Origin of the sequence: Pseudoalteromonas sp. GCY (assembly GCF_016695175.1) — a bacterium.
Taxonomy (GTDB): domain Bacteria; phylum Pseudomonadota; class Gammaproteobacteria; order Enterobacterales; family Alteromonadaceae; genus Pseudoalteromonas.
The window spans coordinates 2,324,124-2,346,124 of sequence record NZ_CP068023.1; the positions used below are offsets into that span (position 1 = coordinate 2,324,124).

Genomic DNA, 22,001 nt, shown 5'->3' on the forward strand with positions numbered 1-22,001 from the left:
TCTACCTATAGGTTACAGGAGGAGGTTTATGGATAAGCTTCTCTCATCTAATTATCTCACTCCACGTTTAGTACTCGGGCTAACTTTGCTGCTTGTATTCACAGGTATTGTAGGCTGGTTTAAAGCAAAAAGTCAGGAGGACCCCAGTTTTCCCTATCGAAATGGTTTTATTCAAATTGTAAATCCAAGTGCTAGTGTAACCCAACTCAATGATGTCGTTGTTAAGCCACTTGAGCGACGTTTAGCAAAAATTGATGAGATTAATACCATTCACGCGCGGATAAAAGCAGGAAGTGCCGTTATCAATATCGAGCTTAAAGAGCAAGTGTATAATACCGCTTTAGTTTGGCAACGCATCAAAGATGAAGTGGCACCACTGGGTGCAAGCTTAACTGATAGCCAGATCTATGTCGTAGATCGAGCACAAGATACTCAAGGGATAGTCTTAACCGTGCGCACAGGAAAAGGATTAACAGCAGATAGAAAGCTCGCCCTCGAAGTGCGTGATGAGCTTGAGTATCTCGACGTTGTGAGAAGTGCCTCGCTAGTAGGCGACCCCGGACTCGAATTAGCTATTTTCTATTCTCAAGAGCGGATGCTCGCTTTTGGCCTTTCGCCAGCAGAGATTGCAAAACAACTACAGGATGCCAATCAGCAAGATAGTCTTGGCGTCTTGTCGCAAAATCAAAGTGCGCTATCGCTATTGCCAGTCAATCACCTGCGTAACGACGCTCAGTTAAAAAACGTACAAATAACAACACCTGACGGGTCAAAAATCCCACTCAGCACTATCGCTGATATTGGCTATAGAACAGTCCCGGCTTCAAGCGAGCAGTATTGGCAAAATGGTCAACGAGTCATCGGTATTGCGTTATCTCTACCGCCCAACCAGCATAATATCGCTGACGCTGGAGATACCATAAAACAAGCTATTGCCGACATTAATGCGCGATATGCAGATGATCCCATTAAAATTGATATTTTCCAGCCCGACTGGTCTCAAAAACGCCGCGAAGGATTAGTAAATTCTCTAATTCAAAGCTGTATCGCTATTTGCGTTGTTTTATTACTATTTCTCTCGGTGCAAAGTGCGATTGTTATCAGTTTAACCGTACCCGCTATCGTGTTTTCGTCACTGGCGTTATTTACTACTTTCGATGGTGTTATTCACCAAATGACTATTGCTGGCTTGGTACTCTCATTAGGTTTGATGGTTGATAATTGCATTATCGTAGCTGAGCGCCTGAGTTATTTATGCAGCAAAGGGTTTACGATGAGATCTGCCTTGGCGCACTCTGTAAACGAATTGAAAAAACCGCTTGCGGCGGCAACAATGACTACTATCGCAGCATTCGTTCCCATGCTATTGGCAAAAGGAAGTGTCGCTGATTTCATTGCTACTATCCCAGTGCTCGTTATCATCTGCATCTCATTGAGTTATATTGCAGCATTACTACTGCTTCCTGTACTTTTTGTTTATTTCCCTATTTCCATCCCTTGGCTAGAAAGGTGGCAGGAAACCGTTACTCAGAAACTTTCAACATTTGGCTATCAGCTAGCTCATAAAACATTACAAAATCCCGTATACACGATAGTGGCCGCTACTGTCACGCTATGCACTTTACTTTCGCTACCCAATGCCAACGGCAAGTTTTTCCCAAACGCTAACCGCAATCAGATTTATATCGACGTCCAATTGCCGTTAGCTAGCCACATAGAAACAACAACCAAGACTGCAAATCAAATCGCCGAGTATGCCCTTCAGTACCCTCAAGTCAGTGAAGTGATGGTGTTTAGCGGCTTTTCAGGTCCAAGGTTCTACTATAACCTTGCACAAAAACCAAATGAATCCCATATTGCTCGAGTTGTATTAACGCTGCAGGATGATGTCAACCCGCCTGAATTTTCACGTTTCATAGATAGCAATTTAAGCAAGCAATTTCCTGAAATCTTAATCAGCACCCGAGAGCTTGGACAAGGTCCACCTATTGAGAGTCCGATTGAGTTGAGGTTGAGTGGCAATGACCGCAATGCACTATTCGCAAGCGCTGAAGCTATGCTTATGCACCTCAGACAGCACCCTAAAATCACCTCCCCATATCGTAATTATAGTTTGGGCGCTCCTACCATTAACTTAGAAGCCCAGCAACTTACCTTATCAGCCTTGGGGCTAACTCGCAGCGATATTGCTGAATATATCGCATGGCGTAGCTCTGGGCTAAAAGTAACAACCCTTGATTATAATTTCGAGCCGATAGATTTAGTGATAGTTGATACTACTTCTAATCAAAGTAGTTCTGATATTTTAAATACTCAAATCATGCTGCCCAACCAATTAAGCATCCCCCTATTTGCTGTCTTGAATTCCGAGGTTATTGGCACACCACCATTTATTGAAAGGCGCGATGGCAAGTTTGTAATGTCTATAAAAGCGGATGTCGCTATGGGAAGTGACGAAGAAGAAATCCTCGAAGCGCTACAACCGACCTTGCTAACAATCGCGCAGCAACATCATGTAACGTTAATGTTTGGTGGAGAATTGGAAGAATCAGAACAGGCTAATGGCGCTTTACTACAAACACTTCCTTTTGGAGTCGCATTGTTATTTGGGGCATTAATGTTGCAGTTTAATTCATATCGTTTAGCAATATTGGTGATGTTCACTATTCCCCTCGGCGTTGTAGGAGCGCCGGCTATGTTATCTATCGTCGGAGTACCATTTGGTTTTATGTCAATATTAGGTGTACTCGCGCTTATGGGTATTGTGGTGAACAGCGCAATTTTGCTGATTGAGCATACACTTGAGCATTTAAATCAAGGCACAAAGCTATCGCAGGCAATTTGTTTATCGGTACAAATGCGTCTTCGTCCTGTTATAGTAACTACATTAACAACCATAGTTGGCATGTTGCCGCTAACTTCCAGTGCAAGCCCTTTGTGGCCACCATTAGCCTTTGCAGTAATTGGAGGTTTGCTGACTTCAACTTTGCTTACGATGCTGGTGTTGCCGCTCATACTAAAGTTTTTACTATCAAGTAAACGTTTTCAAAAACCAAAACTAGAAATAGAAAATAAGGAAATATTAATTCAATGAGAGTGCTAATCACCGAAGACAATCAGCAGCTTGCTACATTTATACAGCAAGCAATCACTCAAGACGGTCACGCCGCTGATATTGCTGCAACTGCTGCACAAAATGAACAATTAATGCAAAGCTGGCAGTATGATGCCCTCATATTAGATTTAGGCTTGCCAGATAAAGATGGTTTAGAGGTTATTCGCTCAATTCGAAAACAACAAAACGCATTACCAATTTTGATCCTCACCGCGCGTGGTAGCGTCGATGATCGCATCAAAGGACTTGATTTGGGTGCGGATGATTACCTGAATAAACCCTTCGCGATTGACGAGCTTAAGGCAAGACTTCGAGCTCTACTGCGCCGCCCAAGTACCTACACCGGAAATCTATTAACACATAACAATCTTGCTGTTGATACAAAAGCACGCCGTGTCACCGTTGGCTGTGAAAATTTAGCGATGGGGAAAACGGAAGTTGCTATTTTAGAATATATGATCAGAAATGCCGGTTTAACCGTGGGCAAAGATGCGCTTTACGATGCGATTTATGCCATGGGTTTCGAAGTAACGGATAATGCAATCCAAGTTGCAGTACACAGGATCCGCAAAAAACTAGAATCGTCCAATGCACAAACAACGATCAATACACTGCGTGGTATAGGATATATTTTAACATGAAGCAACTTTCTCTCGCGAAAAAGATATTTCTGCATTTTTTTATTATTGGATCTGCAGTATTCAGCCTGATTGGGGTTAGTTTATATTTATTTTCCACAAATTATGCCAATCTTGCTGTTGAGCAAAGCATGGTTGGTATGAGTGAAGACATTCAAGAGCAACTCTACTTTGATAATACGAATAAGTTAATATATCAATCTGACAGCGTGGCCGAGAAATGGGGCTATGATGCTTTGTACAATAACCTCGTGTTTCGAGTCACACACGCACAAACTGGTGCTGTTTTGCTGCAGTCTACAACCAATGAGAGTAGTTCCTTGGCGTTGCAAGCATTGATTGATACTAAAGATATCCCCCTTGGATATTCTCACCTTAATGGCATTGATCGTTATCGCATCGAAACCAACATTGACACTGTCCCGGTGTTCATAGATTTGGGCAGGAATGATCTTATTGGCGAGCTTGCCAATGAAGCAGTCATGCCCGTACTGAGCCAAGTCTCTATTTTTATCATCAGCGCGGCATTTTTAGTATTTATGGTTGTTGGATATCTGTCTATTCGCTCTATTGTTCGGCCCGTGAAAAGCGTTGCGGAGCAACTTCAAAGGATAAGACCTGAACAGCTCAATTTTAGGCTAAGTGAGCAAGGTCTCCCTGTTGAGATCGTTCCCATTGTGCATTCGTTGAATCAAGCGATGGCAAGAGTCGAAACAGGTTTTGATGAACAAAAGCGATTTGTTGCTAACGCAGCCCATGAGTTAAAAACCCCGCTTGCAATTCTCAATACCCGTGTTGAACTCGCCCAGTTAGATAAACACACCCACTCTGGTATTTTGGCGGATGTAAGTTATATGACACGTGTTGTACAGCAATTGTTAGACCTGTCTCGTGCACAGAGCCTTAATGCTTACGAAAAGCATTCGCTCAGTATTGTACCGTTAGCAAAAGAAGCCTGTATGATGCTGGCGCCATTATCTGTCACCATGGATAAACAGCTAGAACTGGAAATTGATGATACTGGAGAAGTAATTACAGGCGATCAGTCCTCCATTCATATCATGATAAAGAATCTCATCGAAAATGCCCTACGCCACAGTACTGAGCAAGCTCAGATTAAAGTAAAGGCCTCTGGAAAATGTATCGAAGTTATGGATAGCGGCCCTGGGATCGATATCCAAAATTATGAAAAAATCTTCGAGCGTTTTTGGCGCAAAGAGCAGTCATCAATGACTGGCAGTGGTCTTGGTCTCGCTATTGTAAAAGAGGTAGTCGATTTACATCACGCCACATTAGATGTTACATGTCAAAATTATATGGGTGGTGCGACCTTTTGTGTCACCTTTAAATGACCTGCTCCAAACAGCGCCGTATTTATTGTCAAAAATTTTAATCGGTAGATTGAAACCTCAAATCAATAACCAAAGAAAACCAAAGCTTTGTGGTTTTGAACTGCTGTATCGAAAATGAAGTTTACCGTTTCTATATAGGAAGTTTCCTTAGTATATGGTTCGTCACTACCAAGAAAAACCTGTCGACCCAGCTCTAATTCTTCAAGAGGGACGCTGTAGAATTCAGGCCAGTCATCGTTTTTGGGAATAGGAATAAATGCTTTATGATTAGATGGCGTCACATCTTCCATTATGTCTAGAAAGTCATCATGGCGAACCATCTCACCAAATTCTTGGCATAGCATTTCATATAGATACCCGTAAATAAAGTTGTCTTCGTCGTCCTCATCTGTACTCGTTCCATTTATAATATTCGCCATGCAAGCGGCATATCCCTTAACATCCAGCTCTTCTTCTTGCCCTGCAATTTCATCTCGATATTTGGATAAAAACCTATCCAAAAATTGCTGATCTTTACTTCCCCACACCGCTTTTACTTTTTCTGCATCAACTTGGTATGCAGTGACATTATAACTCATTAAAAATCTCCTTTTTGAGTAAAATAGCTGGTTAACTTCTTTGCAGCTGCTACAAGCGCGAAGTTAAACCAGCAAAAAACAACCTGCCAGCGCAATAACGATTACACTGGCGGCAAACGTAATTACTTTGCCAGAGCTAGCACTTCCTTCTTGACTGTCTTTGCTACAATCTTCTCTTACATGGGCAATCACTGAAGACTCTGATCGTAAAACCGTTGAAGCTGGACTAACATGGTCATTTGTTAAATCAACATCGCTATCGCCAGTTTGAGTACTAAGAGGGGGAGATTCATTTTTAAGCTGTGTATCAATAACCGTGCTATCGGTTGCTTCGACTGCCGCTATATCTTTATGAGCTTCTAAATTATCGCATGTAGCCTGATGAGAAGGCCTATTAAGCTCGACCAGCTTAGAAGGTTCATTATCCAAAGCTGGGTCTAACAATACTTGAGCTATTAAGACATCAATATTATCTTCTTTCGATTCAGGAAGTGTAGTCTCAGGCGCAATATACTCGGGGTGATACAAAGTGACGATCGTTTCACCTGCAACGACTGCTTGCTCAAGCTTTTTGATAAAGTCGCACACTACGCCATCATTGGGAGCACAAACTTCGAGGATGACCTTGTCAGTATAAACATCGCAAAGCCTATCGCCACAAGCAACCATATCTCCTTCTTTAACATAGATTTCAATAATCGTTGCACTCTCGACAAAATCGGGTAATACATCGATCTGCACGTCAATATTGCCTTTTCCTTTCAACTCATGGTCAGTAGTGATGTCTTCATTACTGAGCAGCTGATGAACTCTCTTCGGTTCAAGTGCAACTAAGTGGTTTAATTCTGGATCAGGAATGATTGACATAATAAGCGCATCTGCTTTCAAAACATCGCCTTCGTTTACCACGATTTTACCGATACGGCTGGCTTCTGGCGCTCGTAGCTCCAATGCGACCTTATCCGTTTCGATATCACATAAGACTTGATCTTTTGCAACTTGATGTCCTTCGGCTACATAGAGTGTTGCAATTTTTGCAGTATCTATTAACTCAGGCAACACGGGCACTTTCATTTCCATCGTCATAATTTCCCTATTACGTTTAAGTATCCAATTAAGAGATGAGGCTCGAAACCTCAGATGAAAATCACTGATAATATGTCTGATTTAGTCGATTAACGTATTACAAAAAAGGGACAGGTGCAAGCTTCTCACTGCTCCAGAGGAAAGGAAATAGTAAACTGACTACCCACTCCTTCTTGGCTATGAACATCAATTTTTCCTTTGTGTTCTTTTACTATCGCTTGGGTGACGGCAAGTCCCATGCCCGTACCCTCGCCTACAGGCTTAGTCGTAAAGAAAGGATCGAATAATCTAGGAAGCACATCAGCATCAATTCCTACTCCGTTGTCGCTAACGCTTAAGATAATATCTTGAGCGTTACCCGGTGCAAGTAGCACTTCTATTGATTTATGCGATTTATGGCTCATGTCTACCGCATATTTAGCATTCACCAAAAGATTGATGATAGCTTGTTTTAGCGCTCCCTCCTTACAATAGATAGTTGGTACATCTTCGACCGCGACGGTTAGCTCGTATCCCTTCAATTGACCATGAAGTAAACGAAGCGTGTCTTCAACAATAGGCTTTAGAGACGCCCTACTGAAACTATCGTTATTGGAGCGGGAGAAATTCATTAAATCGTTTACTATGGTTTTAATTCGCTCACAGCCGTGCAGCGTATCATAAACGAGATCCGGCAAATCATTCGTAATCTCGTCAACACGTTGCCTTAAATATATATCAATAAGGCGAGCTTCCAATTGATCTCCTCTCAATTCATTTTGCTCAAGTAATTTTACTGTCTCAAGTAACTGCAAGATTGGCGAGATATAGTAATTAAGTGACTCAAGGTTACCTGCCACATATGCCAACGGGTTATTTAACTCATGCGCAACGCCTGCTGATAGTGTCCCTAACGTTGCCATACGTTCGTTGTTTATTAGTACGGCTTGTTGATTCTTAAGCTGTTCTAATTGACGTTCAAGTGTTTGATTAGCCAAATATAACGCACGGGTTTTCTCTTCAAGTAATGACTCAACTTCATCACGTGCACGACGCTCTCTTAGATACGCCTTTTTATAGTCGTTATATTCAGACATCGAATTAATCCAAATGAAGAATGAGTACGCAATGTTCAGCGCCGCTGTGCATGCACTGTGGATGTTCAATTTTTAGTTTGCGACTGTAAAACTGTGCGGCACCATAAAGTAGCCCTTCCGCACAAAAACACAATTTACGATTCGAGCAGTACTCTAATACGATAGTTTTGTCATCTTTCACTATCGCCGAAATTGAGGGTAGGTTAGGTTCGTCGTAAAGCTTTTTTACCTCCATGTGTATCACACTATCGATAGATAAAACCAACTCTTCAAACGACGTAAATTTTGATGAGATACCTTTATGCTTTTCCGCCAAAAAACCAAATAATGATTGTCCGAAAATGGCCAATACATCTGTCAATGGCTTATTCAATTTGTCAGCGACGCCTTGTGCTAACGCAAATAACTCTGCATCTGGATAGGATGTAGGGGAAACATAAACCCTCCCCTCAGGCGCATGTGCTTCGAGTAACTCATCCCAAGCTTGCATGCCAATCGCTTCTACAACTAATTCTTCTAAACCTCTAAATATCACGCCGCGCATTAAACTCTCCCTTAACAAAGTTGCTGCGTTATATAGTCAAGACTCACCTCGAAACAAGCCTTTGAATTAACTAACTTGTTTCGTTCTTAATTAAGTGTAGAACAATATTTGGGATGTAATAGATCTTTCTCTATTCAGCTAAAGGAGTTTGTTCGTCAAGTTCAATTGTATCGAGTTCAATTCTTTCAAGCATAGACATATTGAGAAAGTTATCTAACTCCTCATTATGCGCAAATACCTTTTCTTTTATGCCTTGATAGTAGTCATTTACAATTTCAGTTAAATTGCGCTCCATCCAAGTTTCGACAGAGTCTGAGCGTTTAAACGCATCGGGGTTTTCTTCCACATCTTCTAAAATAGATAGCCACATATTGAGTTCAGCTCGCACTGGCATACCTTCTGACTGCTCCATTACGTCATTCATCCAACCGAGTCCCTGATTTTCGTAGGCTTTTATCAGCTGATTGTATAACCTACTTTTTTCGTTATCGTCAGCTGGTGCACCTTTAAATTTAACGTATTCTCGATTGTCAGTTCTAAAGTATTCGGTGTTCTCATTTTCGTAATTGAGTTTGCTCAATCTTGCGAACAGGTTATTCGGCTCTCGCGTATCCACTTCGTTTAACATTTCAATAAAAGTAGTTCGGTCATTTGCCTTAACCAAGGTTGCCATATCTAGCATGCCACGACTCGTATCAAAATCAGAATTTGCTAAATGCGTGTTCAGGTCTAAAAGATCACCATCTGAGAATTTGTTATCAATGATAAATTTTGCATAGTCATTTAATAACTGGTTGTTCATGTCTCCATACGCATTAAATTGGTCGAAAAGATCTGCCTCTCGTACAGTTAAGTCCATGTCTGCTCTACCGTCTTCATCCAATAGATAAGCTGGCAACGCTGGATCTGAAAAAACTTTGTTTTCAGCCTGTTCCATTAAGCTAGACATGGTTTTTACGGTATCTTTTAATAAGTCATCAGACATACTGCTCAGTTTATCAATCAACTTTTCTGAGTAGTCTTCACCCCTTTGACCAAAGCTGTTAACACTAAGTGACTGAACGATAAAATCGGTGAGCTGACCAAGCTCTTCATCAGTTAATCTGTTAGCCACGTCTAGAAGCGATTCTGTGGGCTTGAAGTGTGCAAATTTAATCTGTTGTTCTTCATTCAAACGGTCAAAGATTGCCAAAAATTCATCAATTTTTTCTCGGCCTTCAAAGTCACCGTAAGTATCTTTATAGATACGACCATTTTCATCCGTCCCTATGTGCTCTCGGTGAATACCGTAACTTTTCATGCCTAACATTCTGAATTCAAAATTACGCATAAAGTCTCTATCATATGAGACAGGTGATTCGGTGTAGGAAAAATCAATTGTGAACTCACTATTCACATCTGGAAATTGGGATACCTCTTCATCAGGTCTATCTTTTGCGAGCGTTTTGAGTGCGTCTTGCATTTCTTTCGACGAAGATGGAACACCAACACTGCCATGGTTGGTGTGAAATTGTGGCTTTATATTCATAACCTATATCCTTGTTACAAATTCAATTTACCGCGGAGTTATTAAACGTTATCGACCCACATAGAATAAACTTTACCCAATTTTGCTCCTATTTGAGAATTACCTAATGTAGCTCGCCAAAATGTCAAACCCACTGACGCTATCTTCAAAGTATCGCGCTTTTACCTCTACATATTCAGCATCACTGAAGAAGGACTCCATTGAAGCTTGATCAGGAAAGTATATGGTAAAAAGTCGATTAGCTTGGCACTATCCCTCGGTTTGAAGGGTTTCTGCAATATGAAAATCGTTACTAAATCCACCACCATATTGTCTTAAGATCGGCTTCATCGCTTCACGATATTTGGCATATCGCTCGCTGTTATGAATTTCCATCGCCACTAACATCTCATACATAATTTAGCCCTTTTAAAGTAGTTATTATCTTAACATTGCTCATAAAGCTCCAGCGGCAAACCATCAGGATCGCTGAAAAAGGTAAACCGTTTGCCTGTATATTCATCTATTCGAACAGGCTCTACAGCAACTTGATACTGCAAAAGGTGTGCAATACAAGCATCGATATCTGATACGCTAAATGCTAAATGTCTCAGCCCTTGCGCCTCTGGATGTGATGGTCGTTTTGGAGGATTTGGAAACGAAAACAACTCAATCTGGCTCCCATCAGGCAACGCAAGATCTAATTTATAGGACGCTCTATCTTTTCGATAGTTCTCATTGAGTACGCGCAAACCAAGTACTTCGGTATAAAACGCCTTTGATCTTTGGTAGTCAGAACAAATAACAGCGACGTGATGTATCCTAGATAACTTCAAGCGCTTCTCCTAACTAATTAAATGTCTTTCAAATAAAAAAGCGGCAATTTGCATTGCCGCTTCACACACTCAAGTAGGAACTTGGACTACACATTGTAAAACCAAGCCTATTTTTTCATTACAAGCGAATGCCGCCGTCAATCTCAACGACACGTCCCGTAAAGAAATCGTTTTCAATAATATATTTTGCAGTATGGGCAATTTCTTGCGCTTCGCCAAGACGCCCAACTGGCTTCATTTTCACTAGACGCTCTTTAGCTTCAGGCTTCATTGCATCGGTCATTTTTGTACGGATAACACCTGGTGCAATTGCGCCCACGCGAATACCAAAACGACCTAACTCTTTAGCCCAACTGGTAGTCATCGCAACGACACCAGACTTTGCCGCTGAATAATTGGTTTGTCCCATATTACCAGCGCGTGCAACGCTCGACATATTAATGATCACGCCACCATTACCCGCTTCTACCATTTTGACAGCAGCTTCGCGGCCGCACAGGAACACACCTGTGAGATTGACATCAATAACGGATTGAAATTGCGAAAGCGACATTTTATCGATGACTAGCCCGTCTTTTGCTTTGAGTAGCAAACCGTCACGCAAAATACCCGCATTATTAATTAATACCGAAATATCTCCGAAGTCATTTACGATGGCATTAAACACATTTTCCACGTCTGATTCTTGACTAACATTAGCGACATACGTGTTAACTTGTGTGCCAAATTGAGCAAGCTCGCGCTTCGCTTCTGCCAAAACGTCCTCTTGCATATCAATCAGGGCAAGTTTTGCCCCATGTTTTGCCATTTCAGTCGCCATGGCAAGACCTAAGCCTTGCGCACCACCGGTGATCACAACTGTTTTATTGTTAATATCCATAGTGTCCTATTTCTCTGAATAAAGCTTAAAAATCGCACTAAAGTCTTCACTGCCTTTACCTTGATTTTGCATCAAGTTATACAGATTCTTCGCCAGCGCCCCCATGGGCGTCGCAGAATTCGTTTGCTGCGCAGATTGCATCGCAAGGCCAAGATCTTTAGCCATTAAATCAACCATAAAGCCCGGCTTATAACCGTTCGAAGAAGGCACATTTTCTAGTACATCAGGACATGGGTTGTATAGCTCTAGCGTCCAGTTACGACCAGAGCTGTTTAGCATAATTTCGCTCAATACTTTAGGATCTAAGCCATGATCTACACCCATTTGCAGCGCTTCACTTGTGCCCGCCATAAGTATTGATAACAGCATATTGTTACATATCTTAGCGACTTGTCCCGCACCAATATCTCCAGCATGGAAGATATTCTTACCCATATTGGTCAGTACCACATGTGCACGTTCAAAGTCTGCTTTATTACCACCGACAATAAAAGTTAAGGTACCGGCCGCTGCACCTGCCACACCGCCAGACACAGGCGCATCGACAAATGAAATACCTGACTCTGCCAACTTGTTGCCAACAAACTGAGCGGATCCAGCATCAATGGTCGAGCAATCAATTACTTGTGTATTTTTACTAAGGTAGTTAATTAATCCGTCATCGCCTGTATACACTGCTCGAACATGTTTGCCTGCAGGCAGCATACTGATCACATAATCGGCTTCGCGACATACATCGCTCACAACCGTCGCTTTCGTCGCGCCACTTGCTTCAAGCGTGGCAACGGCCTCAGGGTTCAAATCGAATACACATACTTGGTGGCCAGCCTTTAATAGGTTAATGGCCATTGGACCACCCATATTACCTAAGCCGATAAATCCTACTTGTGCCATTTAAGTCACTCCTTATAAGTCACGCAATGGGTGATCGTTTTCATCCCAGCGAGGTGCAAAAAAGCGTTCTATCGCATCGTCTGTAACCTCGGCGACAGATTTAAATCGCCAATTTGGCTTGCCATCTTTATCAATAAGCAACGCACGAACACCTTCTTGAAACTCACCAAACTCGCCAGCCGTTACCGACATTCCTAACTCCTGCTTAAAACAGTCTCTTAGTGTTTTGCCTGCACTTCTAGTGAGCTGCGCTTTAACCAATGCTGCACTTAATGGTGAACCATGCTTTAATGCTGCCTGTGCCTTGCTTAGCCATTTGTTGTCAGTGCTATCCAACGCCAAAATAAACTCAACCTGCTCTGATAACTCACTTTTCTCATCAAGCGCTTCGAATACTTTGATAAGCGGTTTAATTTCGCTTTTTGGCGGCGCATGAGACGCTTCATCTAGTGACAACAGCAACTGAGTAAGCTTTTCATGATTTAATACATTGGTTTTGCCCCAGTTCACTTCAACTAGGTTTTGTAACAGTAAGCTCAGCTTTTCTGAGTCCATAAAATGGTCGGCGAGCCCAACCAGCTTGGCATCCGCAGCGTTGATGTTTGCAGCGGTGAGACCTAGGAATAGTCCAACGCCTTTTGGCATCTTATTGAGGAAATAGCTCCCACCAACATCAGGGTATAAACCAATGGTGATTTCCGGCATAGCGATGCGCGACGTTTCTGTCATCACTTTATGGCTTGCGCCAGCCGTTAAGCCCAGTCCGCCACCCATGATGATGCCATTACCCCATAGTAGGATTGGCTTATCATAGTTATGGATTTGATAATCTAACCGGTACTCTTCACTGAAAAAGGTTTCGATTAATGCGTTACTCGTATCAGACGACATTTCGCGATATAAACTCACGACATCGCCGCCGGCACAAAACGCCTTCTCTCCAGCACCTTTTAGCATAACCATTGCTATTTGCGGGTCGTTTGCCCAAGCGTCTAGTTGTGGCGCGAGCAAACGGATCATATCGAGGTTTAAGGCATTTAACGCTTTTGGTGCATTTAATGTCGCCAGCGCTATTTTCATCCCGTTATGGCACGTTGCCTGTTCGAATATAACCGGCGCCTCTTCGTGATTTATTAGCTCAAATTCAATCATTAGCCATTTACCCAATTCGCTTTGCGCTTCTCTAAAAACGCGTTTACGCCTTCTTTTTGATCTTGCGTATCGAATAGTGTTACGAAGAGTTCGCGTTCAAGTGGCAGTGCACTATTGATCGTGCCAGAGCGGCCTTTTTGAATGAGGGCTTTACAAGCCGTCACCGCAACTGGACTTTGATCTTCTACTTTCTTAGCAAGTTCAAGCGCAGCTTCCAGTGCTTTACCCTGCTCGACCACTTCTTCAACTAAGCCAATTTGCTGTGCTTTATCGGCTTTTAAGCGTTCACCGCATAAAATCATACGTTTTGCCCAGCCTTCACCCACAAGCCAAGACAAGTTTTGTGTACCGCCAGCACAAGGTAATAAACCGACTTTCGCTTCTGGGAGTGCCATTTGTGCTTGAGCTTCGGCGATGCGGATATCGCATGCCAGCGCCACTTCTAAGCCACCACCCATTGCAAAACCATTGATAGCAGCAATAGATACGCCTCTAAAGTCGCTGAGTGTTTCAAACGCTTCACCAAATACTCGAGACATATCCGCAGCGACTCCTTTGTCGCCGTCAGCAAATACGTTTAGATCCGCACCTGCTGAAAAGAACTTTTCACCTTCACCAGTGATCACTAACGAATAGATTTCTTTATCTGCGTTCAATTCGATTACTAGATTTTTAAGTGCAGTTAGTGTGTCTTTTGTCCACGTATTCGCGGGTGGATTTGACATAGTAACAACGGCAGTATGGCCTTGTTTTTCGAGTTTTAATTGTGCAGTCATGATGCTCTCCTTATAGGACGCTTGCCGCGCCTTCAGCTAAGATCCGACGTGCAATAATTACACGCATGATTTCGTTTGTACCTTCAAGGATCTGATGAACACGTACGTCACGTAGATGACGTTCAAGTGGATATTCTTTGATATACCCGTAACCACCATGGATTTGCAGTGCATCATCACACACCTTAGTGCCAACATCAGTGGCAAAACGCTTCGCCATTGCGCAATAAGTGGTCTTTTCTGGGTCATTGCTATCAAGCTTAAATGCCGCAAGTCGAACCATTTGGCGCGCAGCCACAAGTTCTGTATTCATATCTGCGATTTTAAATTGCAATGCTTGGAATGCCGCTAACGGCTTACCAAACTGAGAACGCTCTTGCATATACTGCTTGGCGGTATTGAGTGCTTGCTGGGCTGTACCAATCGAGCAAGTCGCAATATTAATACGGCCACCGTCAAGGCCTTGCATCGCAAATTTGAAGCCTTCACCTTCTTGGCCTAGCAGGTTGGCAGCTGGGATACGGACATTTTCAAGCGTGATAAGGCGCGTAGGCTGAGCGTTCCAACCCATTTTTTCTTCTGCTTTGCCATAAATAACGCCGTCAGCATCGGCAGGGACAACAAAAGCTGAAATACCTTTTGGACCTGCTTCACCGGTTCTTGCCATTACCACCAATACGTCTGTTTCACCCGCACCTGATATAAACATCTTAGAGCCAGATAAAACGTACTCGTCGCCTTCTTTTGTTGCTTTTGTTTTCAGCGATGCGGCATCAGAGCCAGAACCAGGCTCTGTTAGACAGTAAGAAGCCAGTAGCTCACCTGTTACTAACTGATCCATATATTTTGCTTTGGTTTCTTCCGTTGCAAAGCTCGCTATCATCCACGTTGCCATGTTATGGATAGTCAACATGGCAGTAGTCGCTGTACAACCCATAGAAAGTTGCTCAAAAATAATACTTGAGTCAAGGCGAGATAAACCCAGACCACCTGTCTCTTCTGGCGTATATAGACCGCAAAAACCAAGCTCACCTGCTTTTTGAATTACGTCTTTTGGAAAAATGTGCTCTTGATCCCATTTTGCTGCATGTGGAGCAAGCTCGCTCATTGCAAATTGGTGCGCCATGTCGGCAAATGCTTGTTGATCTTCGTTTAGGTTATAGTCCACGCTAGACCTCTCTTGCTGTTCTGACACCCTGAATGTGTGTCGGTAATTCTTATCGTTTTGGTAAAAAATAGCGTGCTCCCCCTGCAGAGCACGCTATGCAATATGAGTTATCTAAGGTTGATACTCATATTTGGACCACTGACAGCCTCATCGTCAAACCAACGTGAGGTAATCGTTTTAGTTTCTGTATAGAAACGCACGCCTTGCTTACCATAGGTGTGTTGGTCGCCATAGAATGAATTCTTCCAACCGGTAAATGAGAAGAACGGCAATGGCACTGGAATAGGAATATTAATGCCTACCTGACCCACTTCGATTTCACGCTGGAACTTACGTGCTGCGCCACCGCTTGCAGTGAATAATGAGGTGCCGTTACCGTATGGGTTGTTATTAATAAGCGTAATTGCTTCATCTAAACTATCGACAAAGACACAGCAAAGGACTGGGCCAAAGATTTCTTCTTTGTAGATATCCATTTCAGTTGTGACATTTGAAAACAGGGTGGGACCTACCCAGTTACCATTTTCATAACCCTCAACTGTAAAATCAGAGCCATCTAGCAAACAAGTTGCGCCTTGCTGCTTACCACTGTCAATCAGCGACAGAATACGCGCTTTAGCCTGCGACGTTGTTTGCGGACCATAAGCGGCTTCAGGATCATCCCAAACGCCAGGACGAACCTTCGCCATTGCGTCTTTAAGTTCCTCTACCCACTGTTGTGATTGCCCAACAAACACGGCAACTGAGATCCCCATACAGCGCTGACCACCCGCGCCAACCGAAGAGCCAACCAGGTTATTGATCACTTGTTCTTTTTTCGCATCGGGCATAATAACCATGTGGTTTTTCGCACCAACACACGCTTGAACCCGTTTGAGATTTTGCGTACCTTTGCTGTAAATGTACTGACCAACACCACAAGAACCCACGAAAGAAATCGCGCGAATTTCCGGCGCTTCAAGGATTTGGTCAACCTGATCCTTACTACCGTGTACTACCTGTAGTACGCCTTTTGGCGCACCGGCTTCTTCAAACAATTCAACCAAGCGCATTGGCGTTAGTGGATCTTGCTCTGATGGCTTAAGTACAAAGGTGTTACCACATACAATTGCCATTGGGAACATCCACAGCGGGATCATTGCAGGGAAGTTAAATGGCGTAATACCCGCACAAACGCCCAGCGGTTGGGTATATGAATAGGTGTCGATATTGCGGGCAACGTTTTCTACCGTCTCACCCATCATCATTGAAGGGGCATTACATGCTTGCTCAACCACTTCAATACCACGCCATACATCACCTTTCGCATCTTCAAAAGTTTTGCCTAGTTCATGGCAAATGATGGTTGCGATTTCTTCTTGGTGCTCTTTAAGAAGCGCCGCATAACGCATCATAATTCGCGCACGCTCAGTTACCGGAACATTACGCCACGTTTTAAATGCTTCTTGAGCTGAATGAATTGCAGCTTGTACTTCTTCGTTAGTAGCACAAGGTACTTTTGCTAATACTTCTTGATTAGCCGGATTAACAACGTCTAACCATTTGTCAGACTGAGACTGTGAAAATTCACCGTTGATGTATAAAGGTACTTGGTGCATGAAGCACTCCTCCCCATAAAACGAGTTTATGCGCTGCGTGAATGATTAGAATTATGGAAAACGCAGCGCCCCTTGAACGAAATAAATTGCAGTAACTTACACTTCTACCGCGAGCGCTACAGCTTCACCACCACCGATACATAGTGACGCTACGCCTTTTGATAAGCCGCGGTTTTTTAGTGCGTGGATAAGTGTAACTAAGATGCGTGCACCGCTTGCACCGATTGGGTGGCCAAGCGCACAAGCACCACCGTTGACGTTGACTTTGTTGCTATCTAACTGCATTTCGTTGATAGCCAACATAGTCACCATGGCAAACGCTTCGTTGATTTCCCAAAGGTCAACATCTGCTGTCGACCAACCTGCTTTTTCAAGCAGCTTATTCATCGCACCGACCGGCGCAACGGTAAATTCAGCAGGCGCTTGTGAGTGTGTTGCATGGGCAACAATCTTACAAAGTGGTGTCAAACCGTGCTTTTTCGCTTCTGATTCACTCATTAAAATCAGCGCTGCTGCACCGTCAGAAATAGAAGACGAGTTGGCAGCAGTGATAGTGCCGTCTTTTTTAAATGCTGGGCGAAGTGATGGAATTTTGTCTGGACGCGCATTACCAGGTTGCTCGTCGGTATTTACCTCAACATCCCCCTTACGCGTACTCATGATATGAGGGGCAATTTCATTGGCGAAACTGCCATTTTCGATTGCGGCGTTTGCTTTGCTTAATGAGCCAAGTGCAAATTCATCCATGTGCTCACGGGTAATGCCATATTCATCAGCGGTAGCTTGTGCGAAACAACCCATCGCTTTATTATCATAAGCATCTTCTAGACCATCAGCCATCATATGGTCTTTGATTTCGCCATGGCCCATACGCATTCCGCCACGGGCTTTTGGAATAAAGTAAGGTGAGTTAGTCATGCTTTCCATACCACCCGCGATAGCAGAATTAATGCTACCTGAGCGGATAAGATCGTGCGCGAACATCGCCGCTTTTAGACCTGAGCCACATACTTTGTTAATTGTCGTCGCTCCCGTCGAGCGCGCTAAACCTGCGTGTAGCATTGCTTGACGCGCTGGCGCTTGACCAAGGCCTGCAGGTAAGACACAGCCCATGATAACTTCGTCTATACTAGCGTCACTAAGACCTGTTTCATTCATTACTGCTTTAATTGCAGTCGCACCTAAGTCTGTCGCGGTTGCGTCAGATAGGCTTCCCATAAAGCCACCCATTGGTGTACGCTTAGCAGCGACGATGACAACAGCTTCGTTACTCATTGCAAAACTCCTGTTTACAAGCCAATCTTGGGCTTGTTAAAAATTAACTCTGTATTCGAGCATACATAATATTTACGTTTACGCCAACGTAAATCTAAAATCAAGCCAAACGAGATCAGTGAAAGTGTAAAGCTAACTTGCACAAATTTGTTTCCAAGGCTTATTTTCTCTAGCTGTAATGAAGATTTGATGACAATTCGAACGGACAGATTATTCCTTTTATAAGACTAAAGAAGGATCTGCTATTCTTACTTTACCTTTACGTAAACTTCACTTATATTGGTCTAATCAGTGACGTTGTAAGTGTAAATAAAAATGCAAGAAATTAATGAACCTACCTATTCAATCAGCGAGTTAGCTAAAGAATTTGATATTACTACTCGCAGTATTCGTTTTTACGAAGACCAAGGACTCCTTTCTCCTAGGCGCCAAGGACAAACGCGTATTTACTCAAAACGTGACAAAGTTCGATTAAAACTGATCCTTCGCGGAAAACGCCTTGGTTTTACACTTGCTGAAACTGGCCGACTATTTGAGCTTTACGACGCCGACAAATCGAGCGAAAAGCAACTTAAAACCATGTTGCAACTCATTGAAGAGAAAAAAGCCGACTTAAGCCAACAGATGGACGACATTAAAGTTGTCTTAATGGAACTAGTGACGGCTGAGCGCCGTTGTCGCGACACCCTACACGAGCTCGAAAAATAAACTCTCACAACAGGATGAATACCGATGAGCACAGTATCTTTATATAAAGAATTAAACTTTGGACTAGGCGAAACAGCAGACATGATCCGTGATCATGTGAATAGCTTTGCGACCAGTGAAATTGCCCCACTTGCTGAAAAAACAGATCAAGAAAATGCATTTCCAAACGAAATGTGGCCAAAGTTTGGCGAAATGGGCCTACTTGGGATCACCGTCGCTGAAGAATTTGGCGGCTCAAACATGGGTTATCTTGAACACGTTATTGCAATGGAAGAGATAAGCCGTGCGAGTGCATCAATTGGCTTAAGCTACGGCGCACATTCAAACCTATGTGTGAACCAAATTAACCGTAACGGTAACCAAGCCCAAAAAGAAAAATATCTACCAAAACTTATCAGCGGTGAACACATCGGTGCACTAGCAATGAGTGAGCCCAATGCTGGCTCTGACGTGGTTTCAATGAAACTGCGTGCTGAAAAGCAAGGTGACAAGTTCATCCTAAACGGTAATAAAATGTGGATCACCAATGGTCCAGATGCCGACGTTTTTGTGATTTACGCAAAAACGGATACCAATGCAGGCCCTCGCGGGATCACGGCCTTTATCGTCGAAAAAAGCTTCCCTGGTTTTTCAACGGCACAAAAGTTAGACAAACTTGGAATGCGTGGTTCAAACACCTGTGAGCTGGTATTCGAAAACTGCGAAGTGCCTGCAGAAAACATCCTTGGCGAATACAACGAAGGCGTTAAGGTACTCATGAGTGGCCTAGACTACGAGCGTGTGGTATTGGCAGGCGGCCCGCTTGGTATTATGCAGGCTTGTATGGATGTGGTAGTACCTTATATTCACGAGCGTAAACAATTTAACCAATCCATCGGTGAATTCCAGCTGGTGCAGGGCAAAGTTGCTGACATGTACACGCAAATGAACGCCGCACGTTCATACGTTTATACCGTGGCAAAAGCCTGTGACCGTGGCGAAACCACTCGTAAAGATGCTGCTGGTGCAATTTTATATGCCGCAGAACTTGCAACCAAACTTGCACTTGATGCCATTCAGCTACTAGGCGGAAACGGTTATATCAATGAATATCCTACAGGTCGACTACTTCGCGATGCCAAGCTGTATGAAATTGGCGCTGGTACGTCTGAGATCCGCCGTATGCTTATCGGACGTGAGCTATTCAACGAAAGTCGCTAGGAGTGCTACATGACGGTACTAAATTCTGCGGTTAATCCGCATGATCCTCAGTTCAAGGCAAACAGCGATGCGATGGCATCGCTGGTTGCTGATCTTAAAGATAAAGTCGCCACACTGAGCCAAGGTGGTGGTGAAGCGCTTATTGCCCGTCACCAAAGTCGCGGTAAATTATTTGTACGTGACCGAATTGAAACCTTGCTTGACGAGGGCTCGCCGTTTTTAGAAATTGGCCAATTCGCCGCGTTTGGCGTTTACGAACAAGACATCCCTTGTGCTGGTGTGGTCGCCGGGATCGGACGCGTTAAAGGCGTTGAATGCATGATTGTGGCAAATGATGCGACGGTAAAAGGGGGAACCTATTTCCCTATTACCGTAAAAAAGCACCTACGAGCACAAGAAATCGCCGAGCGCTGCCATCTTCCTTGTATTTATTTAGTGGATTCTGGCGGTGCGAACTTGCCAGAGCAAGATGAAGTATTCCCAGACAAATTGCATTTTGGTCGAATTTTCTACAACCAAGCCCGTATGTCTGCAAAGGGGATCCCACAAATTGCAGTGGTCATGGGGTTATGCACCGCCGGCGGCGCGTATGTACCAGCAATGGCCGATGAAAGTATTATCGTCAAAGAACAAGGCACCATTTTCTTAGCTGGGCCACCACTTGTTAAAGCAGCTACAGGTGAAGAAGTGAGTGCAGAAGACTTAGGCGGCGCAGATGTTCATTGTAAAGTCTCTGGTGTAGCCGATCACTATGCAGAAAATGACGAGCATGCGCTTTCTATCGCAAGACAGTGCGTGTCACGCCTTAATCATCAGCGCCCTACTCGCCCGTTCCTGCAAGATGCCAAACCACCACGTTATGACATTAGTGAGGTGTATGGCATTGTCGGTACGGATCTGAAAAAGCCATTTGATGTACGCGAAGTCATTGCCCGTATCGTGGACGATTCTCAGTTTGATGAATTTAAACGCTACTTCGGCGAAACACTCGTGACTGGTTTTGCTGAAATTTATGGTCATCCTGTGGGGATAGTAGCAAACAACGGTATTCTCTTTTCTGAATCCGCGCAAAAAGGCGCACACTTTATTCAACTCTGTGCACAGCGCAATATTCCGCTGCTGTTTTTGCAGAACATTACTGGATTTATGGTTGGCCAAAAATACGAAGCGGAAGGTATCGCTAAGCACGGTGCAAAAATGGTAACAGCCGTTTCCTGTGCTGATGTGCCTAAGTTTACAGTATTGATTGGCGGCTCATATGGTGCTGGTAACTATGGCATGTGTGGTAGAGCGTACGAGCCAACCATGATGTGGATGTGGCCAAACGCACGGATCTCCGTAATGGGTGGTGAACAAGCTGCAGGCGTATTAACGCAGGTTAAACAAGATGGTTTAGCGCGTAAAGGCCTTAGCATGAGCGATGCCGAAGTGAGCGAATTTAAAAAACCAATCATCGATCAGTACGAAAAGCAAGGACATCCATACTATGCCAGCGCAAGGCTTTGGGACGATGGCGTTATCGACCCTGCGGATACGCGCACAGTACTTGGTCTTGCCTTAGAGGCTGCGAGCAATGCGCCGCAAAAAGAGTCTAAATTTGGCGTCTTCAGAATGTAAG

The 22,001-nt window shown here is 43.6% G+C and carries 20 protein-coding genes; 6 read left to right on the forward strand and 14 right to left on the reverse strand.

Annotated features, from left to right (window positions below; translation table 11 throughout):
* Positions 1–28 precede the first annotated feature (28 nt).
* The 3 genes from JJQ94_RS15535 to JJQ94_RS15545 are packed head-to-tail and all read left to right on the forward strand — an operon-like array spanning position 29 to position 5,105.
* Complete coding sequence (locus JJQ94_RS15535) at positions 29–3,094, forward strand: efflux RND transporter permease subunit (RefSeq protein ID WP_099029238.1); 3,066 nt, start codon at positions 29–31, stop codon at positions 3,092–3,094.
* Entirely contained in the window at positions 3,091–3,756 is a 666-nt protein-coding gene (locus JJQ94_RS15540) for a response regulator (protein WP_099029239.1), read from the forward strand. The genes JJQ94_RS15535 and JJQ94_RS15540 overlap by 4 nt, the downstream gene beginning before the upstream one ends.
* Positions 3,753–5,105, forward strand: a complete 1,353-nt coding sequence (locus JJQ94_RS15545; protein ID WP_099029240.1) for a sensor histidine kinase — start codon at positions 3,753–3,755, stop codon at positions 5,103–5,105. Before JJQ94_RS15540 ends, JJQ94_RS15545 begins: the two co-directional genes overlap by 4 nt.
* A 62-nt stretch (positions 5,106–5,167) precedes the next feature.
* Here JJQ94_RS15545 and JJQ94_RS15550 read toward each other — a convergent pair whose 3' ends face one another.
* The 14 genes from JJQ94_RS15550 to JJQ94_RS15615 form a co-directional block, all read right to left on the reverse strand.
* The gene (locus JJQ94_RS15550; RefSeq protein WP_099029241.1) at positions 5,168–5,683 is read right to left on the reverse strand and encodes a DUF7691 family protein; all 516 of its coding nucleotides are present in this window, start codon (positions 5,681–5,683) and stop codon (positions 5,168–5,170) included.
* 63 nt (positions 5,684–5,746) lie between these two features.
* Complete coding sequence (locus JJQ94_RS15555; RefSeq protein ID WP_099029242.1) at positions 5,747–6,769, reverse strand: biotin/lipoyl-containing protein; 1,023 nt, start codon at positions 6,767–6,769, stop codon at positions 5,747–5,749.
* A 125-nt stretch (positions 6,770–6,894) separates the two neighbouring features.
* The gene (locus JJQ94_RS15560; RefSeq protein WP_099029243.1) at positions 6,895–7,845 is read right to left on the reverse strand and encodes a sensor histidine kinase; all 951 of its coding nucleotides are present in this window, start codon (positions 7,843–7,845) and stop codon (positions 6,895–6,897) included.
* Positions 7,846–7,849: 4 nt separating this feature from the next.
* Positions 7,850–8,389, reverse strand: a complete 540-nt coding sequence (locus JJQ94_RS15565) for a heme NO-binding domain-containing protein (protein WP_099029244.1) — start codon at positions 8,387–8,389, stop codon at positions 7,850–7,852.
* 130 nt (positions 8,390–8,519) lie between these two features.
* On the reverse strand, positions 8,520–9,917 hold the full coding sequence (locus JJQ94_RS15570) for a hypothetical protein (RefSeq protein ID WP_099029245.1): 1,398 nt from the start codon (positions 9,915–9,917) through the stop codon (positions 8,520–8,522).
* Positions 9,918–10,166: 249 nt separating this feature from the next.
* Positions 10,167–10,313 (reverse strand): hypothetical protein, encoded by a 147-nt coding sequence (locus JJQ94_RS24235; RefSeq protein WP_236596491.1) that lies wholly within the window; start codon positions 10,311–10,313, stop codon positions 10,167–10,169.
* 29 nt (positions 10,314–10,342) lie between these two features.
* Positions 10,343–10,732, reverse strand: a complete 390-nt coding sequence (gene gloA2, locus JJQ94_RS15580; protein WP_099029246.1) for an SMU1112c/YaeR family gloxylase I-like metalloprotein — start codon at positions 10,730–10,732, stop codon at positions 10,343–10,345.
* Between the two features lie 118 nt (positions 10,733–10,850).
* Positions 10,851–11,612: an SDR family oxidoreductase gene (locus JJQ94_RS15585; protein ID WP_099029247.1), complete on the reverse strand. Its 762-nt coding sequence runs from the start codon at positions 11,610–11,612 to the stop codon at positions 10,851–10,853.
* 6 nt (positions 11,613–11,618) lie between these two features.
* Positions 11,619–12,506 (reverse strand): 3-hydroxyisobutyrate dehydrogenase, encoded by an 888-nt coding sequence (gene mmsB, locus JJQ94_RS15590; RefSeq protein WP_099029248.1) that lies wholly within the window; start codon positions 12,504–12,506, stop codon positions 11,619–11,621.
* Positions 12,507–12,518: 12 nt separating this feature from the next.
* Positions 12,519–13,658 carry an enoyl-CoA hydratase/isomerase family protein gene (locus JJQ94_RS15595; RefSeq protein ID WP_099029249.1) on the reverse strand — a complete coding sequence of 380 codons (1,140 nt, stop codon included), beginning with the start codon at positions 13,656–13,658 and terminating at the stop codon, positions 12,519–12,521.
* Positions 13,658–14,434, reverse strand: coding sequence for an enoyl-CoA hydratase (locus JJQ94_RS15600; protein WP_010378634.1), 777 nt, complete (start codon positions 14,432–14,434; stop codon positions 13,658–13,660). The genes JJQ94_RS15595 and JJQ94_RS15600 overlap by 1 nt, the downstream gene beginning before the upstream one ends.
* Positions 14,435–14,444: 10 nt before the next feature.
* Entirely contained in the window at positions 14,445–15,602 is a 1,158-nt protein-coding gene (locus JJQ94_RS15605) for an acyl-CoA dehydrogenase family protein (RefSeq protein ID WP_099029250.1), read from the reverse strand.
* A gap of 107 nt (positions 15,603–15,709) precedes the next feature.
* A complete protein-coding gene (locus JJQ94_RS15610) occupies positions 15,710–17,200 on the reverse strand; it encodes a CoA-acylating methylmalonate-semialdehyde dehydrogenase (protein WP_099029251.1) in 1,491 nt (496 codons plus the stop codon).
* A 96-nt stretch (positions 17,201–17,296) separates the two neighbouring features.
* Complete coding sequence (locus JJQ94_RS15615; RefSeq protein ID WP_099029252.1) at positions 17,297–18,475, reverse strand: thiolase family protein; 1,179 nt, start codon at positions 18,473–18,475, stop codon at positions 17,297–17,299.
* A gap of 315 nt (positions 18,476–18,790) precedes the next feature.
* On the opposite strand from JJQ94_RS15615, the gene JJQ94_RS15620 reads away from it, so the two are divergent.
* From JJQ94_RS15620 to JJQ94_RS15630, 3 genes are read left to right on the forward strand one after another with little or no spacing between them, the layout of a single operon-like run.
* Positions 18,791–19,183: a MerR family transcriptional regulator gene (locus JJQ94_RS15620; protein ID WP_010378624.1), complete on the forward strand. Its 393-nt coding sequence runs from the start codon at positions 18,791–18,793 to the stop codon at positions 19,181–19,183.
* Between the two features lie 24 nt (positions 19,184–19,207).
* Positions 19,208–20,383, forward strand: coding sequence for an isovaleryl-CoA dehydrogenase (locus JJQ94_RS15625; RefSeq protein WP_010378622.1), 1,176 nt, complete (start codon positions 19,208–19,210; stop codon positions 20,381–20,383).
* 9 nt (positions 20,384–20,392) lie between these two features.
* Entirely contained in the window at positions 20,393–22,000 is a 1,608-nt protein-coding gene (locus tag JJQ94_RS15630; protein ID WP_099029253.1) for a carboxyl transferase domain-containing protein, read from the forward strand.
* The last annotated feature ends 1 nt before the right edge of the window (position 22,001 follow it).